The 20893-nt window shown below is 69.3% G+C and carries 19 protein-coding genes; 8 read left to right on the top strand and 11 right to left on the bottom strand.

The genetic code is table 11. The features are described from left to right. Positions 1 to 272: 272 nt before the first annotated feature. On the top strand, positions 273 to 914 hold the full coding sequence (locus tag ACX80F_RS08535) for an FAD-dependent monooxygenase (protein WP_459335960.1): 642 nt from the start codon (positions 273 to 275) through the stop codon (positions 912 to 914). 22 nt (positions 915 to 936) lie between these two features. Here ACX80F_RS08535 and ACX80F_RS08530 read toward each other — a convergent pair whose 3' ends face one another. Beyond that, positions 937 to 1560, bottom strand: a complete 624-nt coding sequence (locus ACX80F_RS08530) for a copper resistance CopC family protein (RefSeq protein WP_459335959.1) — start codon at positions 1558 to 1560, stop codon at positions 937 to 939. Positions 1561 to 1682: 122 nt separating this feature from the next. On the opposite strand from ACX80F_RS08530, the gene ACX80F_RS08525 reads away from it, so the two are divergent. Next, positions 1683 to 3134 carry an NCS2 family permease gene (locus ACX80F_RS08525; RefSeq protein ID WP_459335958.1) on the top strand — a complete coding sequence of 484 codons (1452 nt, stop codon included), beginning with the start codon at positions 1683 to 1685 and terminating at the stop codon, positions 3132 to 3134. A 180-nt stretch (positions 3135 to 3314) separates the two neighbouring features. On the opposite strand, the gene ACX80F_RS08520 is transcribed toward ACX80F_RS08525, so the two are convergent. Continuing rightward, entirely contained in the window at positions 3315 to 4100 is a 786-nt protein-coding gene (locus ACX80F_RS08520) for a 3-hydroxybutyrate dehydrogenase (RefSeq protein ID WP_459335957.1), read from the bottom strand. Beyond that, on the bottom strand, positions 4097 to 5491 hold the full coding sequence (locus ACX80F_RS08515; RefSeq protein WP_459335956.1) for an MFS transporter: 1395 nt from the start codon (positions 5489 to 5491) through the stop codon (positions 4097 to 4099). Before ACX80F_RS08515 ends, ACX80F_RS08520 begins: the two co-directional genes overlap by 4 nt. Before the next feature lie 90 nt (positions 5492 to 5581). Between ACX80F_RS08515 and ACX80F_RS08510 the strand changes: the two genes are divergently transcribed. Then, positions 5582 to 6511: a LysR family transcriptional regulator gene (locus tag ACX80F_RS08510; protein ID WP_459335955.1), complete on the top strand. Its 930-nt coding sequence runs from the start codon at positions 5582 to 5584 to the stop codon at positions 6509 to 6511. A gap of 25 nt (positions 6512 to 6536) precedes the next feature. Here ACX80F_RS08510 and ACX80F_RS08505 read toward each other — a convergent pair whose 3' ends face one another. From ACX80F_RS08505 to ACX80F_RS08490, 4 genes are read right to left on the bottom strand one after another with little or no spacing between them, the layout of a single operon-like run. Further along, a complete protein-coding gene (locus ACX80F_RS08505) occupies positions 6537 to 7349 on the bottom strand; it encodes a spermidine synthase (protein ID WP_459335954.1) in 813 nt (270 codons plus the stop codon). 14 nt (positions 7350 to 7363) lie between these two features. After that, positions 7364 to 7900 (bottom strand): GNAT family N-acetyltransferase, encoded by a 537-nt coding sequence (locus ACX80F_RS08500; RefSeq protein ID WP_459335953.1) that lies wholly within the window; start codon positions 7898 to 7900, stop codon positions 7364 to 7366. A gap of 52 nt (positions 7901 to 7952) precedes the next feature. After that, positions 7953 to 8294: a thiamine-binding protein gene (locus tag ACX80F_RS08495; RefSeq protein WP_459335952.1), complete on the bottom strand. Its 342-nt coding sequence runs from the start codon at positions 8292 to 8294 to the stop codon at positions 7953 to 7955. 32 nt (positions 8295 to 8326) lie between these two features. Beyond that, positions 8327 to 9604 carry an Nramp family divalent metal transporter gene (locus ACX80F_RS08490; RefSeq protein ID WP_459335951.1) on the bottom strand — a complete coding sequence of 426 codons (1278 nt, stop codon included), beginning with the start codon at positions 9602 to 9604 and terminating at the stop codon, positions 8327 to 8329. A 130-nt stretch (positions 9605 to 9734) separates the two neighbouring features. Here ACX80F_RS08490 and ACX80F_RS08485 point away from each other — a divergent pair, with 130 nt between their 5' ends. Beyond that, complete coding sequence (locus ACX80F_RS08485; protein WP_459335950.1) at positions 9735 to 10607, top strand: potassium channel family protein; 873 nt, start codon at positions 9735 to 9737, stop codon at positions 10605 to 10607. A gap of 7 nt (positions 10608 to 10614) precedes the next feature. Here ACX80F_RS08485 and ACX80F_RS08480 read toward each other — a convergent pair whose 3' ends face one another. The 4 genes from ACX80F_RS08480 to ACX80F_RS08465 form a co-directional block, all read right to left on the bottom strand. After that, positions 10615 to 11658, bottom strand: coding sequence for a LacI family DNA-binding transcriptional regulator (locus tag ACX80F_RS08480; RefSeq protein ID WP_459335949.1), 1044 nt, complete (start codon positions 11656 to 11658; stop codon positions 10615 to 10617). Positions 11659 to 11677: 19 nt separating this feature from the next. Next, positions 11678 to 12589 (bottom strand): carbohydrate ABC transporter permease, encoded by a 912-nt coding sequence (locus tag ACX80F_RS08475; RefSeq protein ID WP_459335948.1) that lies wholly within the window; start codon positions 12587 to 12589, stop codon positions 11678 to 11680. Between the two features lies 1 nt (position 12590). Next, positions 12591 to 13460, bottom strand: a complete 870-nt coding sequence (locus ACX80F_RS08470; RefSeq protein ID WP_459335947.1) for a carbohydrate ABC transporter permease — start codon at positions 13458 to 13460, stop codon at positions 12591 to 12593. 218 nt (positions 13461 to 13678) lie between these two features. Continuing rightward, positions 13679 to 14995, bottom strand: coding sequence for an ABC transporter substrate-binding protein (locus ACX80F_RS08465; RefSeq protein WP_459335946.1), 1317 nt, complete (start codon positions 14993 to 14995; stop codon positions 13679 to 13681). 178 nt (positions 14996 to 15173) lie between these two features. On the opposite strand from ACX80F_RS08465, the gene ACX80F_RS08460 reads away from it, so the two are divergent. The 4 genes from ACX80F_RS08460 (at position 15174) to ACX80F_RS08445 (ending at position 20882) form a co-directional block, all read left to right on the top strand. Further along, positions 15174 to 17249: a beta-galactosidase gene (locus ACX80F_RS08460; RefSeq protein WP_459335945.1), complete on the top strand. Its 2076-nt coding sequence runs from the start codon at positions 15174 to 15176 to the stop codon at positions 17247 to 17249. Between the two features lie 52 nt (positions 17250 to 17301). Then, a complete protein-coding gene (locus ACX80F_RS08455) occupies positions 17302 to 18942 on the top strand; it encodes a glycoside hydrolase family 53 protein (protein WP_459335944.1) in 1641 nt (546 codons plus the stop codon). A gap of 238 nt (positions 18943 to 19180) precedes the next feature. Beyond that, positions 19181 to 19486, top strand: coding sequence for a hypothetical protein (locus tag ACX80F_RS08450; RefSeq protein ID WP_459335943.1), 306 nt, complete (start codon positions 19181 to 19183; stop codon positions 19484 to 19486). 172 nt (positions 19487 to 19658) lie between these two features. Next, the gene (locus ACX80F_RS08445; RefSeq protein ID WP_459335942.1) at positions 19659 to 20882 is read left to right on the top strand and encodes an MFS transporter; all 1224 of its coding nucleotides are present in this window, start codon (positions 19659 to 19661) and stop codon (positions 20880 to 20882) included. Positions 20883 to 20893: the final 11 nt, after the last annotated feature.

The raw sequence follows: 20893 nt of genomic DNA, 5'->3' as shown, positions 1-20893 counted from the left end.
TTCTGTGTTCTCGCTGCTCACGGCAGGCCTCCCTCGGTTGCACCCGGCACGGCGGAAAGCGGCCGGTGCACCCTTTCTAGCGCACGGTGGATGATCGGTCTATCCAGTGTCCGAAATGTTATATAGGCTGCAGTGACCCGTCGCGGGGGCCTGCACGGCAGGTGGGAACCCCGCACGCAGTGCTCCTGGTTGACCCGTCTGCAGCCAGGAGTCCGCACGGCCGGAAGAGGCGCCGGCCGTGCGGAATTCGTGCTTCGTGTGGAGGTAAACCGGTGGATCCCTTGCCGCTAGACCCGGCCCGCTCTGCGACCGTGCCCGGCGCGGCGGAGCAGACGGGCACCGTGGTCATCGGCTCCGGACTGTCGGGCCTCGCCGTCGCCAGCGAACTCAGCCGCCGCGGCGTCGACGCGATTGTCGTCGAGAGCGTCGAGTGCTCCGACTCCGGGCCCCTGCGCACCGTCATGACGGATTCCGTCTCCCTCACCGAGCGCACAGAACTGATGCGCCTCCTGCGCGGCTACGCGACGGCCCATCACATCGACGTCCGCCAGACCACCGTGGCCGAGCAACTCTGCATCATCGGCCACCCCCGGGTCATCAAGCCTCCGAACGGGCGCAAGAAGTGGGCGGTCCAGACGGCGAACGGGGTCCTCCTCGCCGACCATGTGGTCCTCACGAAGTTCCCGCAGAACGAGCTGCGCCGGCTCCTCCGGTCGATGGACATCGCCATCGGCCGCGACGCCAGGGACACCCTGCGCTCAATCGGGCTGTACCTCGTGGGAGTCGGTGAACTGCTGACGCCCTCCACGCGGGACATCGTCCGCCAGGCGAAGCTGGTCAGCGACGCCATCGTGGAGCAGGGCCCGTCCGCCCTGGACCGCATGGCGCACCGCCCGGTGATCTCCTCCCTCTAGAGGCCCTACCTGTCGGCAGGCCTTACCTGTCGGCGCCGAGCCGCTTGTGCGCCGTGACGGCGAGCACGACGGTGATCGCCACGAGCGCTGCGATCATGAAGACGACGCTCCAGGGGAAGTCGCTCACGCCGGCCTGCTGGGTCTCGTCCGCCTGATCGTCCTGGACGTCCAGCGGACCGGCAGTGCCCGCGGTGTCCGGTGTCGTCGCCCCGTCCTCCTGTGTGGTGAAGGCGAAGGAGCCCTCGATGGGATGGGAGTCCGAGCTGACCACGCGCCAGTTGACGGTGTACTCGCCGGCGGGCGCCCCGGGGCGCAGTGGCTGGGTGGCGGAGCGATCGATGATCTCCGCGGGGCCGTCCGCCCAGTCCTCCCCGGAACCGTCCAGGACCTGGATCTGCGCGCCGATCCCGGACGGCACGCTGGAGAAGCTGAGTTCGAGACCCGGCGGCAGCACGTCCACCACGGCACCTTCCGCGGGGGTGCTCCCGGTCAGTTCGTCGTGCGCGGTCGCGGCTCCCCCGCCGCCCAGGAGCGCGGCAAGCGCGAGCAGGACGGCCGGCACGAGCGCCGCGAGGGTCCGGTCGGCACGACGGCGGCGACTGTGGGCGGGGACAGGAGGCCGGGAGGGCAGGAGGAAGGCAGGCATGCCTCCACCCTACGGCGCGTCCCTGACGGACCGCTGGGCCCCGGCGGTCCGTCACGATCGGGACCGGGACGGCCTGCCGGGATAGAATCACCTCGACCCAGCCCCTCCCCCTAGGACCTCCCATGCTCAAAACCGGTTCCGCGCTGGACCGCTACTTCCTCATCACCCAACGGGGGTCGTCCGCCTCCCGTGAGATCCGGGGCGGACTCGCCACCTTCTTCGCCATGAGTTACATCGTGGTGCTCAACCCGCTCATTCTCGCGGGTGCCGATTCCTCGGGGACCGAGCTCGGTATCGAGCGCGTCGCCGCGGTGACCGCGCTCGTGGCCGGCATCCTGACCATCGTCATGGGCGCCTGGGCCAAGTACCCCTTCGCCCTCGCCACGGGACTCGGCGTCAACGCGTTCGTGGCCATCACCGTCGCGACGAACCCAGGCCTGACCTGGCCGGACATCATGGGCCTCGTCATGCTCGCGGGCCTCACCATGCTGGTGCTGGTCCTGACCGGGTTCCGCACGGCCGTCTTCAACGCCGTCCCGGGGAGCCTGAAGACCGCGATCGTGGTGGGCATCGGCCTGTTCATCGCGTTGATCGGCCTGGTCAACGCGGGCTTCGTGCGCCGCATCCCCGACGTCGCGAACACCACCGTGCCCGTGGGCCTCGGCTTCGGTGGCGTCCTCATCGGGTGGCCCACCCTGGTGTTCGTCTTCGGCCTGATCCTGACGATCGCCCTGGTGGTCCGCAGGGTGCGCGGGGCCATCCTCATCGGCGTGCTCGCCGCGACGGTGCTCGCCGTCGTCCTCGAAGCCGTGTTCGACGTCGGAGCCAGCTTCGTACCCGGCGAGGAACCGAACCCGGCCGGCTGGTCGCTCGTGGTCCCGGAGCTCCCGTCCGGTTCGTGGGTCGGCATTCCCGACCTGAGCCTCGTCGGCAACGTGAGCCTCTTCGGCGCCTTCGGGCAACTCGGCGCGACCGCCGCGGTGCTGCTGACCTTCACCATCCTCCTGAGCATCTTCTTCGACGCCATGGGCACGATGGTGGGGCTCGCGAACGAGGCGAAACTCGTCGACGCCAAGGGCAACATTCCCGGCGTCAACCGCGTCCTCATCGTCGACGCCCTCGGGGCGGTGGCCGGCGGCGCCGGGTCCGTCTCGTCCAACCAGATCTACGTCGAATCCGGCGCGGGCATCGGCGAGGGAGCCCGGACGGGCCTCGCGAACGTCGTGACCGGGCTGTTGTTCCTTTTGGCGATGTTCTTCACGCCGCTCATCAGCCTCGTGCCGTTCGAGGCCGTGGCTCCGGCCCTCGTCGTGGTGGGCTTCATGATGGTGGCCCAGGTGGGGCGCATCGACTTCGACGACTGGGGCATCGCCATCCCGGCGTTCCTCACGTTCACCCTGATGCCGTTCACGTACTCGATCGCTAACGGCATCGGTGCAGGTTTCATCGCCTTCGTGCTGATCCGTGCGATCCAGGGCCGCGGCCGCGAGGTGCACCCGCTGATGTGGGCCGTGGCCGCGGCGTTCGTGGTGTTCTTCGGCATCGGCCCGATCGAGGAGATCCTCGGCGTCTGACCCGTCGGGGCCGTGACGCGTCCGACCCGTCAGGGCCGTGACGCTGCACGAACCGCCCGCTGAACGCACGTGTTCGGTGGGAATGGGCGACCATTCCCACCGAACGGGTGCTGCCACGGGGCGGAAGGGCCGACGGCGGCCGGGGGACCACCGTCGTCGCCCGCCCTGCGGGGTCGGACGTCAGCGGGCGGACCAGCCGCCGTCCATGACGTAGGAGGACCCGGTGACCATCCCGGCGTCGTCGCCCGCCAGCCATGCGACGAGGGAGGCGACCTCCTCGGGCTCCACCAGCCGCTTGACCGCGGCCTCGGTGAGCATGATCTGCTCGAGCACCTCTTCCTCGCTGATGCCGTGCACGCGAGCCTGGTCCGCCAGCTGGTGCTCCACCAGCGGCGTCCGGACGTAGCCGGGGTTGACGCAGTTGCTCGTGACGCCGCGGGCTCCGCCCTCGAGGGCCGTGACCTTGGAGAGCCCCTCGAGTCCGTGCTTGGCTGCGACGTAGGCTGCCTTGAACGGGGAGGCCCGCAGCCCGTGGACGGATGAGACGTTGATGATCCGGCCGAAGCCCCGCGCGTACATCCCCGGGAGCGCGGCGCGGATGAGGAGGAACGGCACCTCCACCATCAGGCGCTGGATGCGGCGGAAGTCCTCGGGGTCGAACTCCTCGAGCGGACTGATGGTCTGGATCCCGGCGTTGTTCACGAGGATGTCCGTCTCGAGCGTCAGCGCCTCCAGGGCCCGCGTGTCGAGGAGGTCCACCGCCCACGCCTCCCCCCCGAGATCGGCGGCCAGGTTTCCCGCCCCGGCCCCGTCCCGGTCCGCGACCACCACGTGCGCCCCGCGTCCGGCGAGTGCGCGGGCACAGGCCGCACCGATGCCGCTCGCACCGCCGGTGACCAGGGCACGCCGCCCGGACAGGGGGCCCGGGGCGACGGCGGTCACCGGCTGGGACGCCGTCGTGCTCATGGCGCGACCTGTCCTGCGACCGGCTCGTCCAGACCGTGACGGCGCGCGTCCTCGGCGTCGACCTCGCGGAGGGAGGTTCCGCGGGTCTCCTTCAGGGTCAGCACCGCGACGAGGGTGATGCCACTGGCGATCACGAGGTAGATGGCCACCGGGACCCAGCTGTCGTACTTCTGCAGGAGCGCCGTCGCGATGATCGGCGCGAGGGATCCCGCGAGGATCGAGGTCACCTGGTATCCCAGGGAGACACCGGAGTAGCGCATGCGCGTGGGGAACATCTCCGACATGATGGCCGGCTGTCCCGCGTACATGAAGGCGTGGAAGACGAGGCCGATGGTGACCGCCAGGATGATCAGGAACGGGTTCAGGGTGTCGAACATCGGGAAGGCGAAGAACGCCCAGGTGGCGCCGAGAACCACGCCGACGAGGTAGACCGGCTTGCGGCCGAAGGCATCCGAGAGCCTGCCCACCTGTGGAATGACGGCGAAGTGGACCACGTGCGCGATCAGGAGGGCCAGGAGGAGCTGCGAGGTGTCGTACTGGTGGACCGTCTTGAGGTACACGATCGTGAAGCTGACGATGATGTAGTACAGGATGTTCTCGGCGAACCGCAGGCCCATGGCGCCGAGGACGCCCTTGGGGTACCGCTTGACGACTTCGAGGACGCCGTAGCTGACCGCCTTCTCGGATTCGATCTTCTCGCGGGCCTCGAGGAAGATCGGCGCCTCGCTGACGTGGGTCCGGATGTAGTAGCCGATCACCACGATGATCGCGGAGGCCCAGAACGCCACGCGCCAGCCCCAGCTGAGGAACTCGTCCTGCGGCAGGATCCAGCTCATGCCCAGCAGGACGAGCGTCGCCAGGAGGTTGCCCACCGGGACGGCGGCCTGCGGCCAGCTGGACCAGAACCCGCGGGACCGGTTGGGGCTGTGCTCGGCGACGAGGAGCACCGCGCCGCCCCACTCGCCGCCGACGGCGAAGCCCTGGATGAAGCGCAGGACCACCAGCAGGGCCGGGGCCCAGTAGCCGATGGTGTTGAACCCGGGGAGGCATCCCATGAGGAAGGTGGCCACGCCCACAAGGATGATCGTGACCTGGAGCGTGTGCTTGCGGCCGAGCTTGTCGCCGATCTGCCCGAAGACGATTCCACCGAGCGGCCGGGCCACGAAGCCCACGGCGTACGTGAGGAAGGCCGCGATGATGCCGTCGAGTTCCGAGCCGGCGTTGGGGAAGAAGAACGTGCCGAAGACCAGGCTTGCCGCCGTGGCGTAGAGGAAGAACTCGTACCACTCGACGACCGTCCCGACCATGGCGGCGCCGACGATGCGCTTCAGGCCCGACGTCTCGTCGGGCTTCTGGTGTGGCGGGGTACTCGCGCGTTGATTGACGCTCATGGGATCTCCTCTGTCGACGTTGACATGGGTGTGGGCCCGTAGGGGGCCGCTGGTTCTGTTCGAGTATCCCCGCGGCCTTCCGGCCCGCCAATGACCAGATCGGCACCGCTGCTCTGCAATACTGCAGATGTGCCCCAGCCCAACGCGCAGGACCTCCTGGTGCTGCTCGCCGTCGCCCAAAGCGGACGCTTCACGACGGCCGGTGAGTCGCTGGGGCTGAACCACACCACGGTGTCGCGGCGGGTCGCGGCCCTGGAGAAGGCGCTCGGCGGGCGTGTGCTCTCACGCGGCAGCGGCGGATGGGAACTCACGGACCTGGGCCGGCGGGCGGCGGACGCTGCGGCCGCGGTCGGGGAGGCGGTCGCCCGGTTGGGTGACCGTGACGGCGCGCTGTCGGGAGTGGTGCGGATGAGTGCCACCGACGGCTTCAGTGCGTTCATCGCCGCTCCCGCCTTCGCCCGGCTCCGGACCGCCAACCCCTTGCTGCGTATCGAGATCGTCACCGCGACCCGGCGTGCCTCGCAGACCCGGACGGGCCTCGACTTCGAAGTGGTGGTCGGCGAACCGCAGGTGCATCGGGCGGAGGCGGAGCGGCTGGGCAGCTACGTCCTGGGGCTGTACGCATCCAGGGAGTACCTCGACGCGCACGGGGCGCCGGCCACGCTCGAGGAGGCCACGGAGCACCAACTGGTGTACTTCATCGACGCGATGCTGCAGGTGGACAGTCTCGACGCGCCCCGGCGGCTCCTGCCGGCCATGCGCGACGCCGTGAGTTCGACCAACGTCTTCGTCCACGTCGAGGCCACCCGGGCGGGCGCCGGGATCGGCCTGCTGCCCTGTTTCATGGCCGATCGGCACGCGGACCTCGTCCGGCTCCTTCCCGGCGACGTCGCGGAGGAACTCGACTACTGGCTCGTGGTGCGGGCGGACGCGCTGCGCCAGCCGGCGATCGCCGCAGTCGTCGACGCCCTCCGACGCTCGACCGCGGCCATGGAGCCGCAACTCCGGGGCCGCGGCTGACGGCGCGGCGTCGCCGTGCGGGCGTTCAGTCCGTGAAGGGCTGCGCATTCACGGCGAACGACCGGACGCGGGCGTCCTGCCACAGGTGGGCGGGAACGCCACCGCCGAGCAGCTCCCGGGCCAGCCCGGGGGCATCGGCAAGGGGTGCGTCGCTGCCGGCGATGATCACGTTGCCGTAGCGGCGCCCCTTGAGCATGGCGGGGTCAGCGATGATCGCGGTGTGCCGGAACTCGGCGGCGATCGTCGCTGCCTCCCGCCGGGCCAAGGCGAGGTTCGGGCTGTCCCCGCAGTTGACGAGGTAGACGCCGTCCGCCGCGAGCACACGCTTGGCCGCACGGGTGAACTCCGCGGTCGTCAGGGGCGCCGGGGTGACCGACCCGGCGAAGACGTCCCGGATCACGAGGTCACGGCTGCCCTCGCTGAGGGACTCCGTCACGGCGCGGGCCTCTCCGACCCGGATGCGGACGAGGGGGGCCCGCGGCAGGTCGAACCAGGTCCGGACCAGATCCGCGAGCCGGCCGTCGAGTTCGACGACGACCTGGCGGGCGTGGGGATGGCTCGCCGCGAACCGGCGTGCGAGCGAGCACGCCCCTCCCCCGAGATGCAGCACCCGGAGGCGCTCCGACCGCGCCCACCGGGCGTCGACCAGCGAGGCGATCCAGTGCATGTACTCGAAGTCGAGGTGCAGCGGATCGTCCAGGTCGATGTGGGAGCTGGGGACGCCGTTGACGCGCAGCACCCAGCCGTTCGGGCTGTACGGGTCGGGCTCGAGCTCGCACGTCCCGGTGTCGATCGGGAACTCGCCGATCTCGGGGCGGGGGCCTGCCGGTTTCGCCATGGTCGAAGGCTTTCTCATGCGTGGTCGGGCCGGTGCATGCGGAACATCGGCCGGTGGTGCCAGGTGGGTCCGCAGAGCATGGACGTGCCGTCGGGTGTGAAGCCGTTGCGCACGTAGAAGCGCTCGGCCCGCGGATTGCCGTTGAGGATCCAGAGGTATGCGGCCCGGGCGCCGATGGCGGTGTCCAGCAGCCGCTGCCCGAGGCCGGAGCCGTGCGTGGACCGCAGCGTGTAGATGTGATGCAGCTCGAAGTCGGGGCGGTCCTCGTCCCGGCCGGGGCCGGAGGTCGCGATGGCGACCGGCCCGCCGTTGTCGTCGAACGCCAGCCAGCTCCGCGCAGCACCGGGCGTCCGCGCCGCCTCCTCGAACGCGGCCCGGCGGCGCTCGATCAGGGTGGGCACCTCGGCGTCGTAGTGCGCGTGGTACTCCGGCGGCATGATGTGCTCGTACGTCTCGTGCAGCCCGGCGACGTGCGTGCGGACATACGCATCGGCGTCGTCGGGGGTGGCCCGCCGGATCACGTAGGGCAGCGTCGGCGGGGGCAGTGTCACGGTGTCAGCTTAGTGGCCTTGGGCCACGGCTGAGCGCCGCGGCGGGGCGGGCCTAGGAGTGGCCCTCGAACTGCTCCTGTTCGGCGAGCGCCGCCTCGAGCCGCTCGACCTTGCCGGTCAGCTCGCCCGTCCTGCCGGGGCGGATGTCCGCCTTCAGCACCAGGGACACGCGGCTCCCGTAGCGGCCCACCGCCTCCGTGGCGTGCTTGACCACCGCCATGACCTCGTCCCACTCCCCCTCGATGGTGGTGAACATCGCGTCGGTGGAGTTCGGCAGGCCCGATTCCCGCACGACGGCGACCGCAGCGGCGACGGCGTCGTGCACCGATCCGTCGGGGGTGTCGCGGGAGAGATCGGAGGTTCCGGACGGGGCGACACTGAAGGCTACGAGCATGGTCCCAGTCTGGCACGCAGCGGTCCCCGGGGTCAGCCCCCGCTGATTGCGCCGACCAACTCGTTGATGCCGAGGACGAGGAACACGATGGTGGTGACCGCCAGGAACACGTTGGACAGCCACTTGTTCCGCCACTGACTGGCCAGGCGCGTGCTGTTCAGCAGCACCAGCAGGGTGATCGCGAGGAAGGGCATGAAGAGGGAGCCCAGGACCCCGTACACGAGGATCAGGAAGAACGGGCGGCCGAGGAGCAGCAGGACCATCGGCGGGATGGTCAGCCACAGCATGTAGGCGCGGGCGGGCTTGCTGTGGGATCCGGGGGCGTCGTCGTCGGACAGGTCGTCGGCTTTCTTGCGGAAGTTCGCCCAGAAGTCGGCGAACATCAGGCTCACGCCGTGCCACACGCCGAGGAGCGAGGAGAACGACGACGCCCAGAAGCCGATGAGGAAGACCTTCGCCCAGACCACGCCGTAGCGGTCCTCGAGCACGGCGCCCATGTCGAGGAGGCCGCGGTCGCCGCTCTGCAGGGAGATGTTCGCGGTGTAGAGGAGTTCGGCGCCGAGGATCAGCATGCAGACGACGAAGACACCGGTCATGGTGTAGGCCACGGAGTTGTCCACCCGCATGACCTTCATCCACTTGGGCTTGTTCCAGCCCTTCTCCCGGAGCCAGTACCCGTAGGCTGCGAGCGTGATGGTGCCGCCGACGCCCCCCGCGAGGCCGAGCACGTAGAACACCGAGCCCGCGGGGAGGGTGGGGACGAGGCCCGTGAGCATGGCGGGGACGTTCGGCACGGCGAGGATGGCCGAGCCGACGACGGAGACGAACATGATGCCGACCATCACGGTCATGATCTTCTCGAAGAGGCCGTACCTGCCGAACCAGACGAGGGCCAGCCCCAGGAGGCCGGAGGCCACTGCGAAGACGTTGAGCGGGACGGCGGGGAAGAGCGCCTGGAGGGGCAGGGCGGTGGAGCTCATCGCCGTCGCCCCGTACACGAAGCCCCAGATGATGATGTAGGGACCGAAGTACCAGCTGGTCCACGCTCCGAGGGTGCGCCAGCCCTGGAAGATGGTCTTGCCCGTGGCGAGGTACCAGCGCCCCACGCCCTCGACGAGGATGATCTTGAGCGCGCAGCCGATCACGGCGGCCCAGAGCAGGGCGTAACCGTACTGGCTGCCGGCGATCAGCGTGGCGACGAGGTCGCCCGCGCCGACACCCGTGGCCGCCGCCAGGAGGCCGGGGCCCACGAGTCTCCATTTCGGTTTCTCGAGTTCGTCGGCGTCCGTGGTCAGGCGTTCGGAGCTCATGCTGTCCCCTCGAAGTCGTAATTATCCCGCTGAGCCTAGCAAGGGTACTGACGATCGAGTGCCATCCGTCACAGTAGCCTTTGTGGTGGCGCCGGGCGGAACGACCCGATGCGAGGAGACGGAGGCGGACATGGATGCAGTCGTGACGAGTGCCGGGATCGCCCTGATCATCATGGGATTCCTGGACACCTATCAGTCCCTGCTCCACCCCAGCGGCACCGGATTCCTGAGCCGCTGGGTCATGCGCTCGCTCTGGGCGGTGTCGCGACGCATCGGTCATCGCCTCGGCTCCGCGGTGGGACCGGCGATCATGGTCGCCGTGCTGATCCTGTGGCTCGTGATGCAGGTGGTGGGGTGGGCGCTGGTCTACCTGCCGCACGTCCCCGCCGGATTCACCTATTCGCCCGGGATCGACCCGGCCCGGTATGCGAACCTCCTCGAAGCGGCCTACATCTCGAGCGTGACGCTCGCGACGCTCGGGTTCGGCGACGTGGTGGCAACGGACCCGTGGATCCGCTTCGCGAGCCCCTTCGAAGGACTGGCCGGGTTCGCCCTGCTCACCGCCGCGCTCACCTGGTTCACGCAGATCTATCCGCCGCTGTCCCGGCGCCGTTCGCTCGCCCTCGAACTCAAGGGCCTGGCTGACGTGGAGTATTCGGCCGCACTGGAACGCCTCGATGCCCGGGACGTCACGCGTGTCCTCGACACCCTGACGGCGCAGCTGGTGGTCGCCCGCATCGACTTCACCCAGCACGCCGAGACGTACTACTTCCAGGAGGAGGACCCCCGGCTGTCCCTCGCCCGCCAGGTGCGGGTCGCCGTCGGCATCCAGCAGGCAGCCGCAACCTCGACATCCCGTGACGTCCAGCTCTGCGCCGCCCGCTTGGGGCGCGCCCTCGACGAGCTCGGGGCGAAGCTGCGCGACGGGTTCGTCACCTCGGCGAACGGTGACGCCTTCGGGGCCTACGCGAAGGACCACGGACGGGAACCGGCCGAACCGTAGGGGTCGGTTACGCGGGATCGCCCGGGACGCCGGTGGAGGCGCGCTGCACCAGGTGGGTGGGCAGGATGATCGCCGCCGGGTCCTCGCCGCGGATGACCCCGAGCAGGATCCGCACCATCTCGTGGCTGATGCGCACGAAGGGCTGGCGCATGGTCGTCAGGGCCGGATCCGAGGACGTGGCAACGGGTGAATCGTCGAACCCCGCTACCGCGACGTCCTCCGGCACGCGTCTACCCGCCGCACGCAGGACCTCGAGGGCTCCTGCGGCCATGAGGTCGTTCGCCGCGAAGACCGCGTCCAGGTCGGGCGCCCGATCGAGCAACTCCCGCATCGCCTGCCGGCCGCTCTCCCGGCTGTAGTCGCCCGGTGCTACCAGCCGTTCCTCGAAGGCACCACCCATCCCGTCCCGGTACCCCCGCAATCGGCCCACGCCGCCGGAGGTGTCCATCGGCCCCGTGATCGTCGCGATCCTCGTGCGGCCCAGATCGCGCAGGTAGGCGACCATGTCCCGCGCTCCCGCTGCGTCGTCGGCCGCGACGTAGCCGATCTTGCCCTCGAAGCCGAGCGGGATCCCGCAGGCGATCATCGGAACGCCCGATCGGTGGATCTCGCCCACGATGGACTGGCCGCGGGCATGCGAGGAGACGAGGAGGACGCCGTCGACGTGCCCGGCCGTGATGAAATCCCGGGCACGGCGCTGCTCGTCCTTCGTGCCGGCCATGATGAGGACCAGCGAGACGTCGTGCTCGCCGAGTGCCTCGGAGGCTCCCCGCATCAGGATGGAAAAGTTCGGGTCCTCGAAGAGCCGCTCCTGCGTCTCGCTGAGCAGGAAGGCCACGGTGTTCGCCTTGCTCGTGGCGAGACTGCGCGCGTGGGGGTTGATCCGGTAACCGGTCCTCTTGATGGCCAGTTCGACGGCGGTGAGGGCATCGGGGCTGACCCAGTGTCCGCCGTTGAGTACCCGCGACACGGTCCCCCGGGAGACGCCTGCCGCCTTCGCGACATCGTCGATGGTGGGCCGCTTCGAGCCCCGGGTGCTGGTCACGGACATAGCGTATCGTCCGCCCGGCTCACGCCTTGACGGCGCCGGCGGCGAGGTCCACGCGCCAGAACCGCTGCAGCAGCAGGAACATGAGGATGAGCGGCAGGATGGACAGGAGGGCGCCGGTGACCACGAGAGTGTACAGCGCCGGGGCGGACGCTCCCTGGTTCAGCAAGCCGTTGAGCCCCACCGTGATGGGGAACAGGGTGTCGTCCCCCAGCATGATGTAGGGCAGCATGAAGTTGTTCCAGATGGCGACGAACTGGAACAGGAAGATGGTTACCAGGCCCGGCAGCATCATGGGCATGGCGATGCGGGAGAAGATGCCCAGCTCGCTGGAGCCGTCCGTCCGTGCTGCCTCGATGACGTCGGTCGGGACGGCGGCGGCCGCGTAGATGCGGGCCAGGTAGATGCCGTACGGGCTGATGATCTGCGGCAGGAAGACGGCCCAGTAGGTGTTTGTGAGCCCGAGCTGCGCCATCAGGAAGTACTGCGGGATCGCGAGGATGACGCCGGGAACCAGCACCCCCATGAGGAGGATGTTGAACACCGCACCCTTGCCCGGAAAGGCGAACTTCGCCAGCACGTAGCCGGAGAGCGCGGAGACGACGGTGGAGGCGATCGCACCTGCCCCGGCGTACAGGGCAGTGTTCGCCATCCACCGCCAGAACAGGCCGTCACGGTAGCCGCTGAGCTCCGCGATGTTGTCGAACAGGTGGGAGCTGGGGGTGAACGTGTTCGTGGAGAAGAGCTCGGATCCGTCCTTCGTGGAGGCCATGACCACCCAGAAGACCGGGAGCAGGCAGTAGAGCGCCCCCAGGAGCAGCAGGGCCGTGGCGACGGCACTCGGTTTCTCGTGGCCGTGGACGCTGTCGCGTCGGGGGCGGAGTGACGGCGTCAGCGGGGACGCCGGGACGGGCGGGGTAAGGGTGTCGGCCATGTCAGTCTTCCTGTCCGAAGGCGCGCTTCTGGACGACGCGGAGGAATACGAAGGAGATCAGCAGGGTCGCCGCGGCGATGACGATCGAGCTCGCAGCGGCGGAGTAGATGTCGTCCCGGGTGAACGCGTCACGGTAGACCTTCATCAGCGGGGTCCAGCTCGTGGAGAGCGTGTTGGTCAACGGCCGCAGGGTGGTCGGCTCGGCGAAGACCTGCAGGGTCGCGACGATGGAGAACAGTGCCGTCATGATGAGTGACGGCGTCACGATGGGGATCTTGATCCGGAGCGCGATCTGCATCTCGGAGGCGCCGTCGAGCCGTGCCGCCTCGTAGATGTCGTTCGGGACGGCCTTGAGTGATGTGTAGATGACGATCATGTTGAAGCCCACCCCGCCCCAAAGCGCGATGTTGGCGATGCCGAACATGATCAGTTGCGAGGACAGGATCTGCGGCATCGCGATACCGAGGCGTTCGGTGAGGTGGTAGAAGGGGCTGACGGAGGGCAGATACAGGAAGCCCCACAGCAGGGAACTGATGACCGCCGGCACCGCGTAGGGCAGGAAGATCGCGACGCGGGTGAAGGTTGTTGCCCGGGATCGCCGCGAGTCCAGGAGGAGGGCGAACAGGAGCGCGAGCCCCAGCATGCATGGGATCAGGATGACGCCGTACATGAGGACCCGGCCCACACTGGCCGCGAACTCGGGGTCACCGAGCGCCGCCGCATAGTTGTCCAGGCCGGCGAAGACCTGCTTGCGTGCGCCCGAGCCGAGCCCGAGCCCTGACACCTCGACGCGCTGGAAGCTGAGGTACAGCGTGTAGAAGATGGGCGCCGCCATGAAGACGGTGAACAGCAGGATGCCGGGAGCGAGCATCAGATACGGCGTCAGGACCCGAGACCTGAAGCGGCACGAAGGGCGTCGCCCGGGACTGCGGCTGGCACCGCCGACGCGCGACGATGGCGGGCCGGCCTGGTCGGCCCCCTTCGGGACGCCGGTGCTACCGGAAACTGCTGGCTGAACGCTCACGGTGTTCCCCTTCGAACATCGGTGCCGCCGCCCCGTTCCGGACGGCGGCACCACTGGTGCCGGTACTACTTGACGTTGAAGCCGTTGTCCTCGAGATCGGTGACGGTGATCTCCTGCATGGCCTTGAGCGCGTCGACGAAGGCGGATTCCGTCTTCGCCTCGGCTGCCTTCGCGAACTCGTCGTTGTAGGCGCTGAAGGCCACGTTGACGTTGGGCCCGTAGGTGAACGGGCGCACCGTTTCGGCCACGTCCGCGGCGACGTCGTAGAAGTCCGGCTGGTTGCTGAAGAACTCCGGTGCCGTGGACAGAGCGGCCTCGGCCTCCTCGGTTGCCGCAGGGTAGACATTGGAGACGTCGGCGAGCGCCTGGACCGCTGCGGGATCGGTGTTCAACCAGGTGGCGAACTCGGTCGCGGCCGCGACGTGCTCGCTCTGCGAGGTGACCGCCGTCGAGGATCCGCCCCAGTTGCCCGTGGCCTCCTCGCCCTCCCACTGCGGCATGGGTGCCGCCTTCCACAGTCCTGCGGTGTCGGCGGCATTGCCGGAGAGTACCCCCGGAGCCCAGATCGCACTGAGCCACCCGACCTGGCTGCCGTCGTTGAGGCCCGCATTCCACTCGGGCGTGTACATCGGCTTGTTGTCGATGGCACCCTCCTCGACGAGGCCGCCCCAGAACGAGGCGACCTTCTCGGTGGCTTCGCTGTCGATGTCGACGCCCCAGGCATCGCCGTCGATGCTCCACCAAGAGGTTCCGGCCTGCTGGGCCATACCCGCGAACCAGCCGGCGTCATTCGCCGAGAACGTGCCGAGGTAGCGCTTGGGGTCGGAGGCGTGGACGGCGCGGGCCACGTCGGCGTAGTCCTCCCAGGTGGTCGGCACCTCGAGGCCGAGTTCCTTGAAGACGTCCTCGCGGTAGTAGAACATCATGGGCCCGGAGTCCTGGGGCACGGCGTACAGGGCGTCACCGCCGAGCGTCACGGAGTCCCAGACCCCCTCGGAGAACTTGTCCTCCAGGTCACCGGCACCGTCGGAGATGTCCGCCAGCGCATCGGAGGCCACGAGGGTGGGGATCTTCTGGTACTCGGCCTGGATGAGGTCCGGAGCGCCGCTGCCGGCGTTGATCGCGGTGAGAAGTTTGGTGATGGCGGGGTCGCCGCCGTCCTGCTTGCTGACGGTGACGGTGATGTCCGGGTTCTCCTCGTTCCACATCTCCACCACCTTCTCGATGTTGGGCGCCCAGGCCCAGAAGCTGAGCTCCACGGGGCCCTCCGCATCGGGCTCACCGGCGCCGGCCGTCTCCCCGGCGGGGCTCGAGCATCCCGCGGTCAGCAGTGCGGTGGCAGCGACGGTAGCCATGGCACCGACGCGAAGAATTGAACGCATTTCGTCCTCCTTGTCGAAAGCAATCCTGTACGCCCCTCGAACGAGTGCGGCGCCAGACTGTGAGCGGTTCCAGTAGCGCACGGCACCTTTACTCGTGTCAAGAAGGTGGGTCCGGGCTATCACCTACGGAGATGTCCGTGCTAAAACTGGGAGCGCACACAGTCGAAGGGGATTTCTCATGTCACTTGACCACACCGAGGTCACCACCGGGGCAGCCCTCGCGGGCACAGCCGTTCCGAACACCAGCACCGCTCCTGCCACACGATCCTGGCCCGGTGGGACTCGGGAACTCCGGTACGGCGGGGACTACAACCCCGAACAGTGGCCGCGGCGCGTTTGGCTCGAGGACATCGCCCTCATGCAGGACGCCGGCATCAACCTCGTCAGCATCGGCATCTTCTCGTGGGCCCTGCTGGAACCGCGGGACGGCGAGTTCGACTTCACCTTCCTGGACGACATCCTGGAGCTGCTCGCCTCGGCCGGCATCGACGTCGATCTCGGCACCCCGACGGCCGCGCCTCCCGCCTGGTTCTGGAAGAAGTACCCGCAGGCCCGGCCCGTGACCCGTGAGGGGGTGACTCTGGGCCACGGATCACGCGGAATGGCATCGCCGAGTTCCCCGGACTACCGCCGCCACGCAGCCCGCATCACCGCTGAGCTGGCCCGCCGCTACGCAGGCCACCCGGCCCTGCGCATGTGGCACGTCCACAACGAGTACGGTGCACCGATCAGTGAGTGCTACTCGGAGCCGTCGGTGCTCGCCTTCCGCGAGTGGCTCTCGCGGCGCTACGGGTCGCTCGAGTCGCTCAACGACGCCTGGGGTACCACGTTCTGGGGCCAGCGCTACGGCGCCTGGGACGAGATCGATGCCCCCCGCCTGAGCGCCACCGTGGTCAATCCGGCCCACCGCCTCGACTTCAAGCGCTTCACCTCCGACGCGCTGCTGGAGTGCTACGTCCTCGAGCGGGACATCATCCGGGAGCACACCCCGGATCTGCCCGTGACCACGAATTTCATGGCCACGAGCTGCCCGTCCCTCGACTACTGGTCCTGGGCCCGCGAGGTCGACGTCGTCGCCAACGATCACTACCTGACCGCGGAACGCACGGACAACCACGTCCTCCTGGCGCTCGACGCCGACTTCACCCGCTCGCTCGCCGGCGGCAGACCCTGGATGCTCATGGAGCACTCCACCTCCGCGGTGAACTGGCAGCCCCGTAACGTCGCCAAACAGCCGGGCGAGATGCTGCGCAACAGCCTCAGCCACGTGGCCCGCGGCGCGGACGCGGTCATGTTCTTCCAGTTCCGGGCGTCCCGTTTCGGCGCCGAGAAATTCCACTCCGCGATGGTCCCTCACCAGGGCACCGAATCACGCATCTTCCGCGAGGTGACCGAACTGGGACATACGCTCGGGCGAGCCGGCGCGGTGCGAGGATCCACCGTCACCGCCCGGGTGGCGATCCTGTGGGACACCGAGTCATTCTGGGCGCAGGACCTGGAATGGCGCCCCTCCGTGGACCTCGATCACCGCGAGCGCATCGAGGCCTACTACACGGCCCTGTGGCGGCGGAATGTCACGGTCGATTTCGCGCATCCCGAGCAGGACCTGAGCCGGTACGACCTCGTGCTCGCCCCCGCCCTCTACGCGGTCTCGGCCGCGGCCCGCCGGAACCTCGAGGCGTTCGTGGCGGAAGGCGGCAACCTCGTGGTGTCCTTCTTCTCGGGCATCGTCGACGACCACGACGCCGTGCCCGCGGGCGGGCATCCCGGGCAACTGCGGAGCATCCTGGGCCTGACCGTCGCCGAATGGCTTCCCCTGCGCGAGCACGAGACCGTGACCCTCGACGACGGCGCGACGGCGGACATGTGGGCCGAGGACCTCGAGCTGGACGGGGCTCAGCCCCACACCCGCTACAGCTCCGGACCTGCGGCGGGCAAGCCTGCCATCACCGTCAATGCCTTCGGCAGGGGCACCGCCTGGTACCTATCCACACGCCCCACCGCCCCGGCGCTCGATGGCCTGCTCGGTGAGGCCCTCGCCGCGGCCGGCATCCCGGACGGACCGGCCGGGGAGGGTGTCGAGATCGTCACCCGGACCTCGGACGACCGCGCCTTCACCTTCGTGCTCAATCACACCGGAGGCGAAGTCACGCTGCCGGTCGGTGGGACGGACCTCGTGAGCGGACGGACCGTCGCGCCCGGAGATCCGCTCGCCGCAAGCGCCTGCGCCGTCGTCGAGCACCGCGAGGCGTGACCCCGAACCCCACCCGGGCCCCAACCGTGGGGTCCCACGTCAAGGAGGACGCATGAAGAACCGATGGACACCCGCCCGTATGACCCCCGGCCGGCGGTCGAGGACGGTGGCTGCCGCGATGCTGCTCGCCGCCGTCGCCCTGCCTTCCGGACTCTCCCCCGCCAGCGCCGCTCCGGCCCCCGATCCGGGTGCACTCGTCAACCCCGGGTTCGACGCGGGCCTCGCCGGCTGGAAGACCACCGGCAGCCCGCGCTCCACGGGCGTCGAGACGGACGCCGAGGGGGCACACCTCGCCCAGCGCCTCGCCGGGGACGGGACGGTCACCGCACGCCAGAAGACCGGCCCACTGGCGGAGGGCTGGTGGACTGTGTCCGCCCGCGTGAAATCGGAGGGATCACTCGCGGCGACACGCATCGGTCTGCGGAACTGCGGCACCGACGGCGAAACCGTCGTCCCGTCCACCGCACAGGACGGCGCGTGGCTGACCATCGCCGCGGACGCGTACGTGACGAAGGGATCCTGCGAGATCGTCATCGAGACACGCGGTACGGCCGGTGACTGGGTGGTCGTCGACGACGTGAGCCTCACCGCAGGCGAGGTCTCCCGCGCGGTGCGCGGCGCGGACCTCTCCAACCTCGTCAAGAACGAGGACAACGGCGCCGTCTACCTCGATGCCTCCGGCCGACCGGTCGACGCCGTCCGAGCCTTCGCCGACGCCGGCGCCACCATGGTGCGGCTCAAGGTGTGGGTGGATCCCGCCGACGGCTACAACACCACCGACGAGGTGGTGGCAACGGCGACGCGCGCAAAGGCCGCCGGGATGGAGGTGCTCGTCGACTTCCACTACAGCGACCGTTGGACCGATCCCGGCGCCCAGGGCATGCCGGCCGCCTGGGCGGGCCTCGGTCCCCAGGCCGTGGCCGACGAGGTCTACCGGCACACCCACGCGGTACTGACCGCGCTGAAGGACGCCGGGGCAACGGCGGACGCGGTGCAGGTGGGCAACGAAATCAATCCGGGCATGCTCTGGCCCCTCGGTCAGACCTGGGACGTCATCGCCGGCGACGGCGTCGACGGCGCGCAGTGGGACAACCTCGCACTGTTCCTCTCTGCCGGCTCCCGCGCGGTCAAGGACGTCGATCACCGCACCGACGTCGTCCTGCACCTGACCAACATCAACAACGGCATCGGCGGCCTGACCTGGTGGTTCGACGAAGTCACAGCGCGCGGCGTCGCGTTCGACACGATCGGGCTGTCCTACTACGGCTACTGGCACGGCTCGATGGCGGACCTGCAGAACGCCATCACAACCCTGTCCGCACGCTACGACCGGGACGTGCTCGTCGTCGAGAACTCCTACCCGTTCACGCTGGCCGACAACCCTGTCGACCCCTGGGAGAACGTCGTCGCGCGCGAGTCGCAACTGGTGCCGGGATACCCCGCGAGCCCCAAGGGCCAGGCGGCGAACTTCCGCGCCGTGCAGGACGTCGTCGCGTCGGCGCCCGGCGGGCGCGGCATCGGCGTCGTCAGCTGGGAACCCGCCTGGACCGCCGTCGAGGGCAACGGCTGGGATCCGGCGGATCCGGCGAGCGGCAACGCGTGGGAGAACCAGGCGATGTTCGACTTCGACGGACGGGCACTTCCTGCCCTCGCGGAGTTCGCCCCCGACCCGGAGCCGCGACACACGCCCTGACCGGAGAGCGGTTCAGGCCGCGGCAGGCGCCACTCCGCGCCTGCCGCGTGAGACAGACCCGGGCCTACGGCCCTGACCCGGCGGAACGCACCCCCGGGTCGGGGCACCCGCCGCGGCGGCCCACCCGCCGCCGGGGGCCGGCCTGAGCCATCAGTAAGCCTCCTGCTTGTTGCCACCCACTGCCGGCCACTAACATTCGGACGTTGCCGCGCGTCCACAGCCGGCAGATTGGATGCACATGAAGAGCAGGATCTCCCCCGACGAGCCGTTCCCCGAGGACCTCGGCCGGTTGCAGGACGAGGACGTCGAAGTCCTCAACAGCAAGGTCCACCGGGAGATCGACCACGAGTTCGCGACGGAGGGCGAAGTCGACCCCGAGACGGCGGCCCGCAAGGACGAAGTCAAGGACGAGCTCGACGACCGGGACTCCGGCCCCGGCCTCGCGCTGGTGCCCCCGCACGACGGGGACGACAGCGGCGCGGAGGACGAGGACGACGTCGATGACGGTGACGGTGACGCCGACCGCGCCGGTGGAGCGCGCTAGAGGGAGGTGCCGCACGACGGCCTGACGGTGCCGGGCCGGTGTGGGAATGCCCGGCGGGGCGGCGGCGTTGCTGCAGGAGTCGCGCCGCTGCTGGGCACGATCCTGTACGCCTCCCGGTCTTCAACGGTGCACCCGGGGCGATGACCCCCGGATATCCCACGATTGGTACCCCTTGTCTGTTTCCACCGCGAAGGTGACCACCACCGCGCCGTTCCCCTATCTCGGGCTGCTGTCCCTCGCCGGAGCGATCTTCGTCTCCGTCACGAGCGAGTTCCTGCCCACCGGCCTCCTGCCGGCCATGGCGCGCGACCTCGGCGTCGGGATCTCGACGGCCGGTTACCTCGTGACCATCTTCGCGGGGACCGTCGTCGTCGCCACCACACCCCTGGCCGCCGTGACGCAACGTTTCTCGCGCAAATCCCTGATCGTCGTCGTCCTCCTCGTGATCGCCGTGTCAAACGTGCTCGCGGCCATCGCCCCGACCTACGGCGTGCTCGTTGCCGCGCGCATCCTCGGCGGCCTGGCACACGGGCTGTTCTGGGCCGTGGTCGCCGCCTACTCCGCCCACCTCGTCCCGGCGCACCAGCTGGGCAAGGCGGTCGCCATCACCGCGGGGGGCGGGACGGCCGCGTTCGTCCTCGGCGTCCCGGTGGGCACCGCGATCGGGAACGCCCTCGGCTGGCGTGCGGCGTTCACCATCATCGGCGTGGTCGTCGCCCTGCTCGCCCTGGTGATCGTGAAGTTCCTGCCGCCGGTCAACCACTACGTGGAACGGAAAGCGGGTGAGGAACGGGTCCCGCTGCGTCGCGACCCGAGCTTCCGGGCGGTCATCCTGCTATGCGTTGTCATCCTCATCCTGCTGACCGGCCAGAACACCTTCTACACGTACATCGCGGCCTGGCTGACCGACGTCTCGGCCTTCGAGCCCGGGTCCGTCGCCCTCGTCCTGTTCCTCTACGGCGGCGCGGGCATCATCGGCCTCGTCGGCGCCGGTTACGCCGCGGACCGCTTCCCGAGGAAGGCGTTCGGCGTCGTCGTCCTGATGGTCATGGCCGCCGTCCTCACCCTCACCCTCGCGACCTCCAACACCGTCGTGGTGCTCATCGGCGTCATCGTCTGGGGTGCCGCGTTCGGCGGGATCCCCGCGCTGCTGCAGACCCGCATGCTCCGCACGGCCTCCTTCCGCACGCGTGACCTCTCGGCCGCCCTGCAGACGACGGCGTTCAACATCGGCATCGGCGGTGGTGCACTCCTCGGCGGGCTCCTGCTCGACGGTGCCGGGCTCGAGGTCCTCCCGTTCACGATGATCGTGATCGTCGCTGCGGGCCTGGCCCTGAGCCTCGCGACCGACACCGTCACCGGCCGTCGGGAACGGCACCGGCTCCGCGCGGGCTGATCCGGCAGGTC

The sequence above is a fragment of the Arthrobacter sp. TMS2-4 genome (assembly GCF_054511075.1).
The sequence above is the reverse complement of the archived record's forward strand: the minus strand, read 5'-3'. Positions and strand labels throughout refer to the sequence as shown.

Excerpts from the sequence above, each read along its gene's own strand:
- ACX80F_RS08530 (WP_459335959.1), bottom strand. The coding sequence starts at position 1,560 with ATGCCTGCCTTCCTCCTGCCCTCCCGGCCTCCTGTCCCCGCCCACAGT.
- ACX80F_RS08525 (WP_459335958.1), top strand. The coding sequence starts at position 1,683 with ATGCTCAAAACCGGTTCCGCGCTGGACCGCTACTTCCTCATCACCCAA.
- ACX80F_RS08520 (WP_459335957.1), bottom strand. The coding sequence starts at position 4,100 with ATGAGCACGACGGCGTCCCAGCCGGTGACCGCCGTCGCCCCGGGCCCC.
- ACX80F_RS08515 (WP_459335956.1), bottom strand. The coding sequence starts at position 5,491 with ATGAGCGTCAATCAACGCGCGAGTACCCCGCCACACCAGAAGCCCGAC.
- ACX80F_RS08510 (WP_459335955.1), top strand. The coding sequence starts at position 5,582 with ATGACCAGATCGGCACCGCTGCTCTGCAATACTGCAGATGTGCCCCAG.
- ACX80F_RS08505 (WP_459335954.1), bottom strand. The coding sequence starts at position 7,349 with ATGGCGAAACCGGCAGGCCCCCGCCCCGAGATCGGCGAGTTCCCGATC.
- ACX80F_RS08495 (WP_459335952.1), bottom strand. The coding sequence starts at position 8,294 with ATGCTCGTAGCCTTCAGTGTCGCCCCGTCCGGAACCTCCGATCTCTCC.
- ACX80F_RS08490 (WP_459335951.1), bottom strand. The coding sequence starts at position 9,604 with ATGAGCTCCGAACGCCTGACCACGGACGCCGACGAACTCGAGAAACCG.
- ACX80F_RS08485 (WP_459335950.1), top strand. The coding sequence starts at position 9,735 with ATGGATGCAGTCGTGACGAGTGCCGGGATCGCCCTGATCATCATGGGA.
- ACX80F_RS08480 (WP_459335949.1), bottom strand. The coding sequence starts at position 11,658 with ATGTCCGTGACCAGCACCCGGGGCTCGAAGCGGCCCACCATCGACGAT.
- ACX80F_RS08475 (WP_459335948.1), bottom strand. The coding sequence starts at position 12,589 with ATGGCCGACACCCTTACCCCGCCCGTCCCGGCGTCCCCGCTGACGCCG.
- ACX80F_RS08470 (WP_459335947.1), bottom strand. The coding sequence starts at position 13,460 with ATGCTCGCTCCCGGCATCCTGCTGTTCACCGTCTTCATGGCGGCGCCC.
- ACX80F_RS08465 (WP_459335946.1), bottom strand. The coding sequence starts at position 14,995 with ATGCGTTCAATTCTTCGCGTCGGTGCCATGGCTACCGTCGCTGCCACC.
- ACX80F_RS08460 (WP_459335945.1), top strand. The coding sequence starts at position 15,174 with ATGTCACTTGACCACACCGAGGTCACCACCGGGGCAGCCCTCGCGGGC.
- ACX80F_RS08455 (WP_459335944.1), top strand. The coding sequence starts at position 17,302 with ATGAAGAACCGATGGACACCCGCCCGTATGACCCCCGGCCGGCGGTCG.
- ACX80F_RS08450 (WP_459335943.1), top strand. The coding sequence starts at position 19,181 with ATGAAGAGCAGGATCTCCCCCGACGAGCCGTTCCCCGAGGACCTCGGC.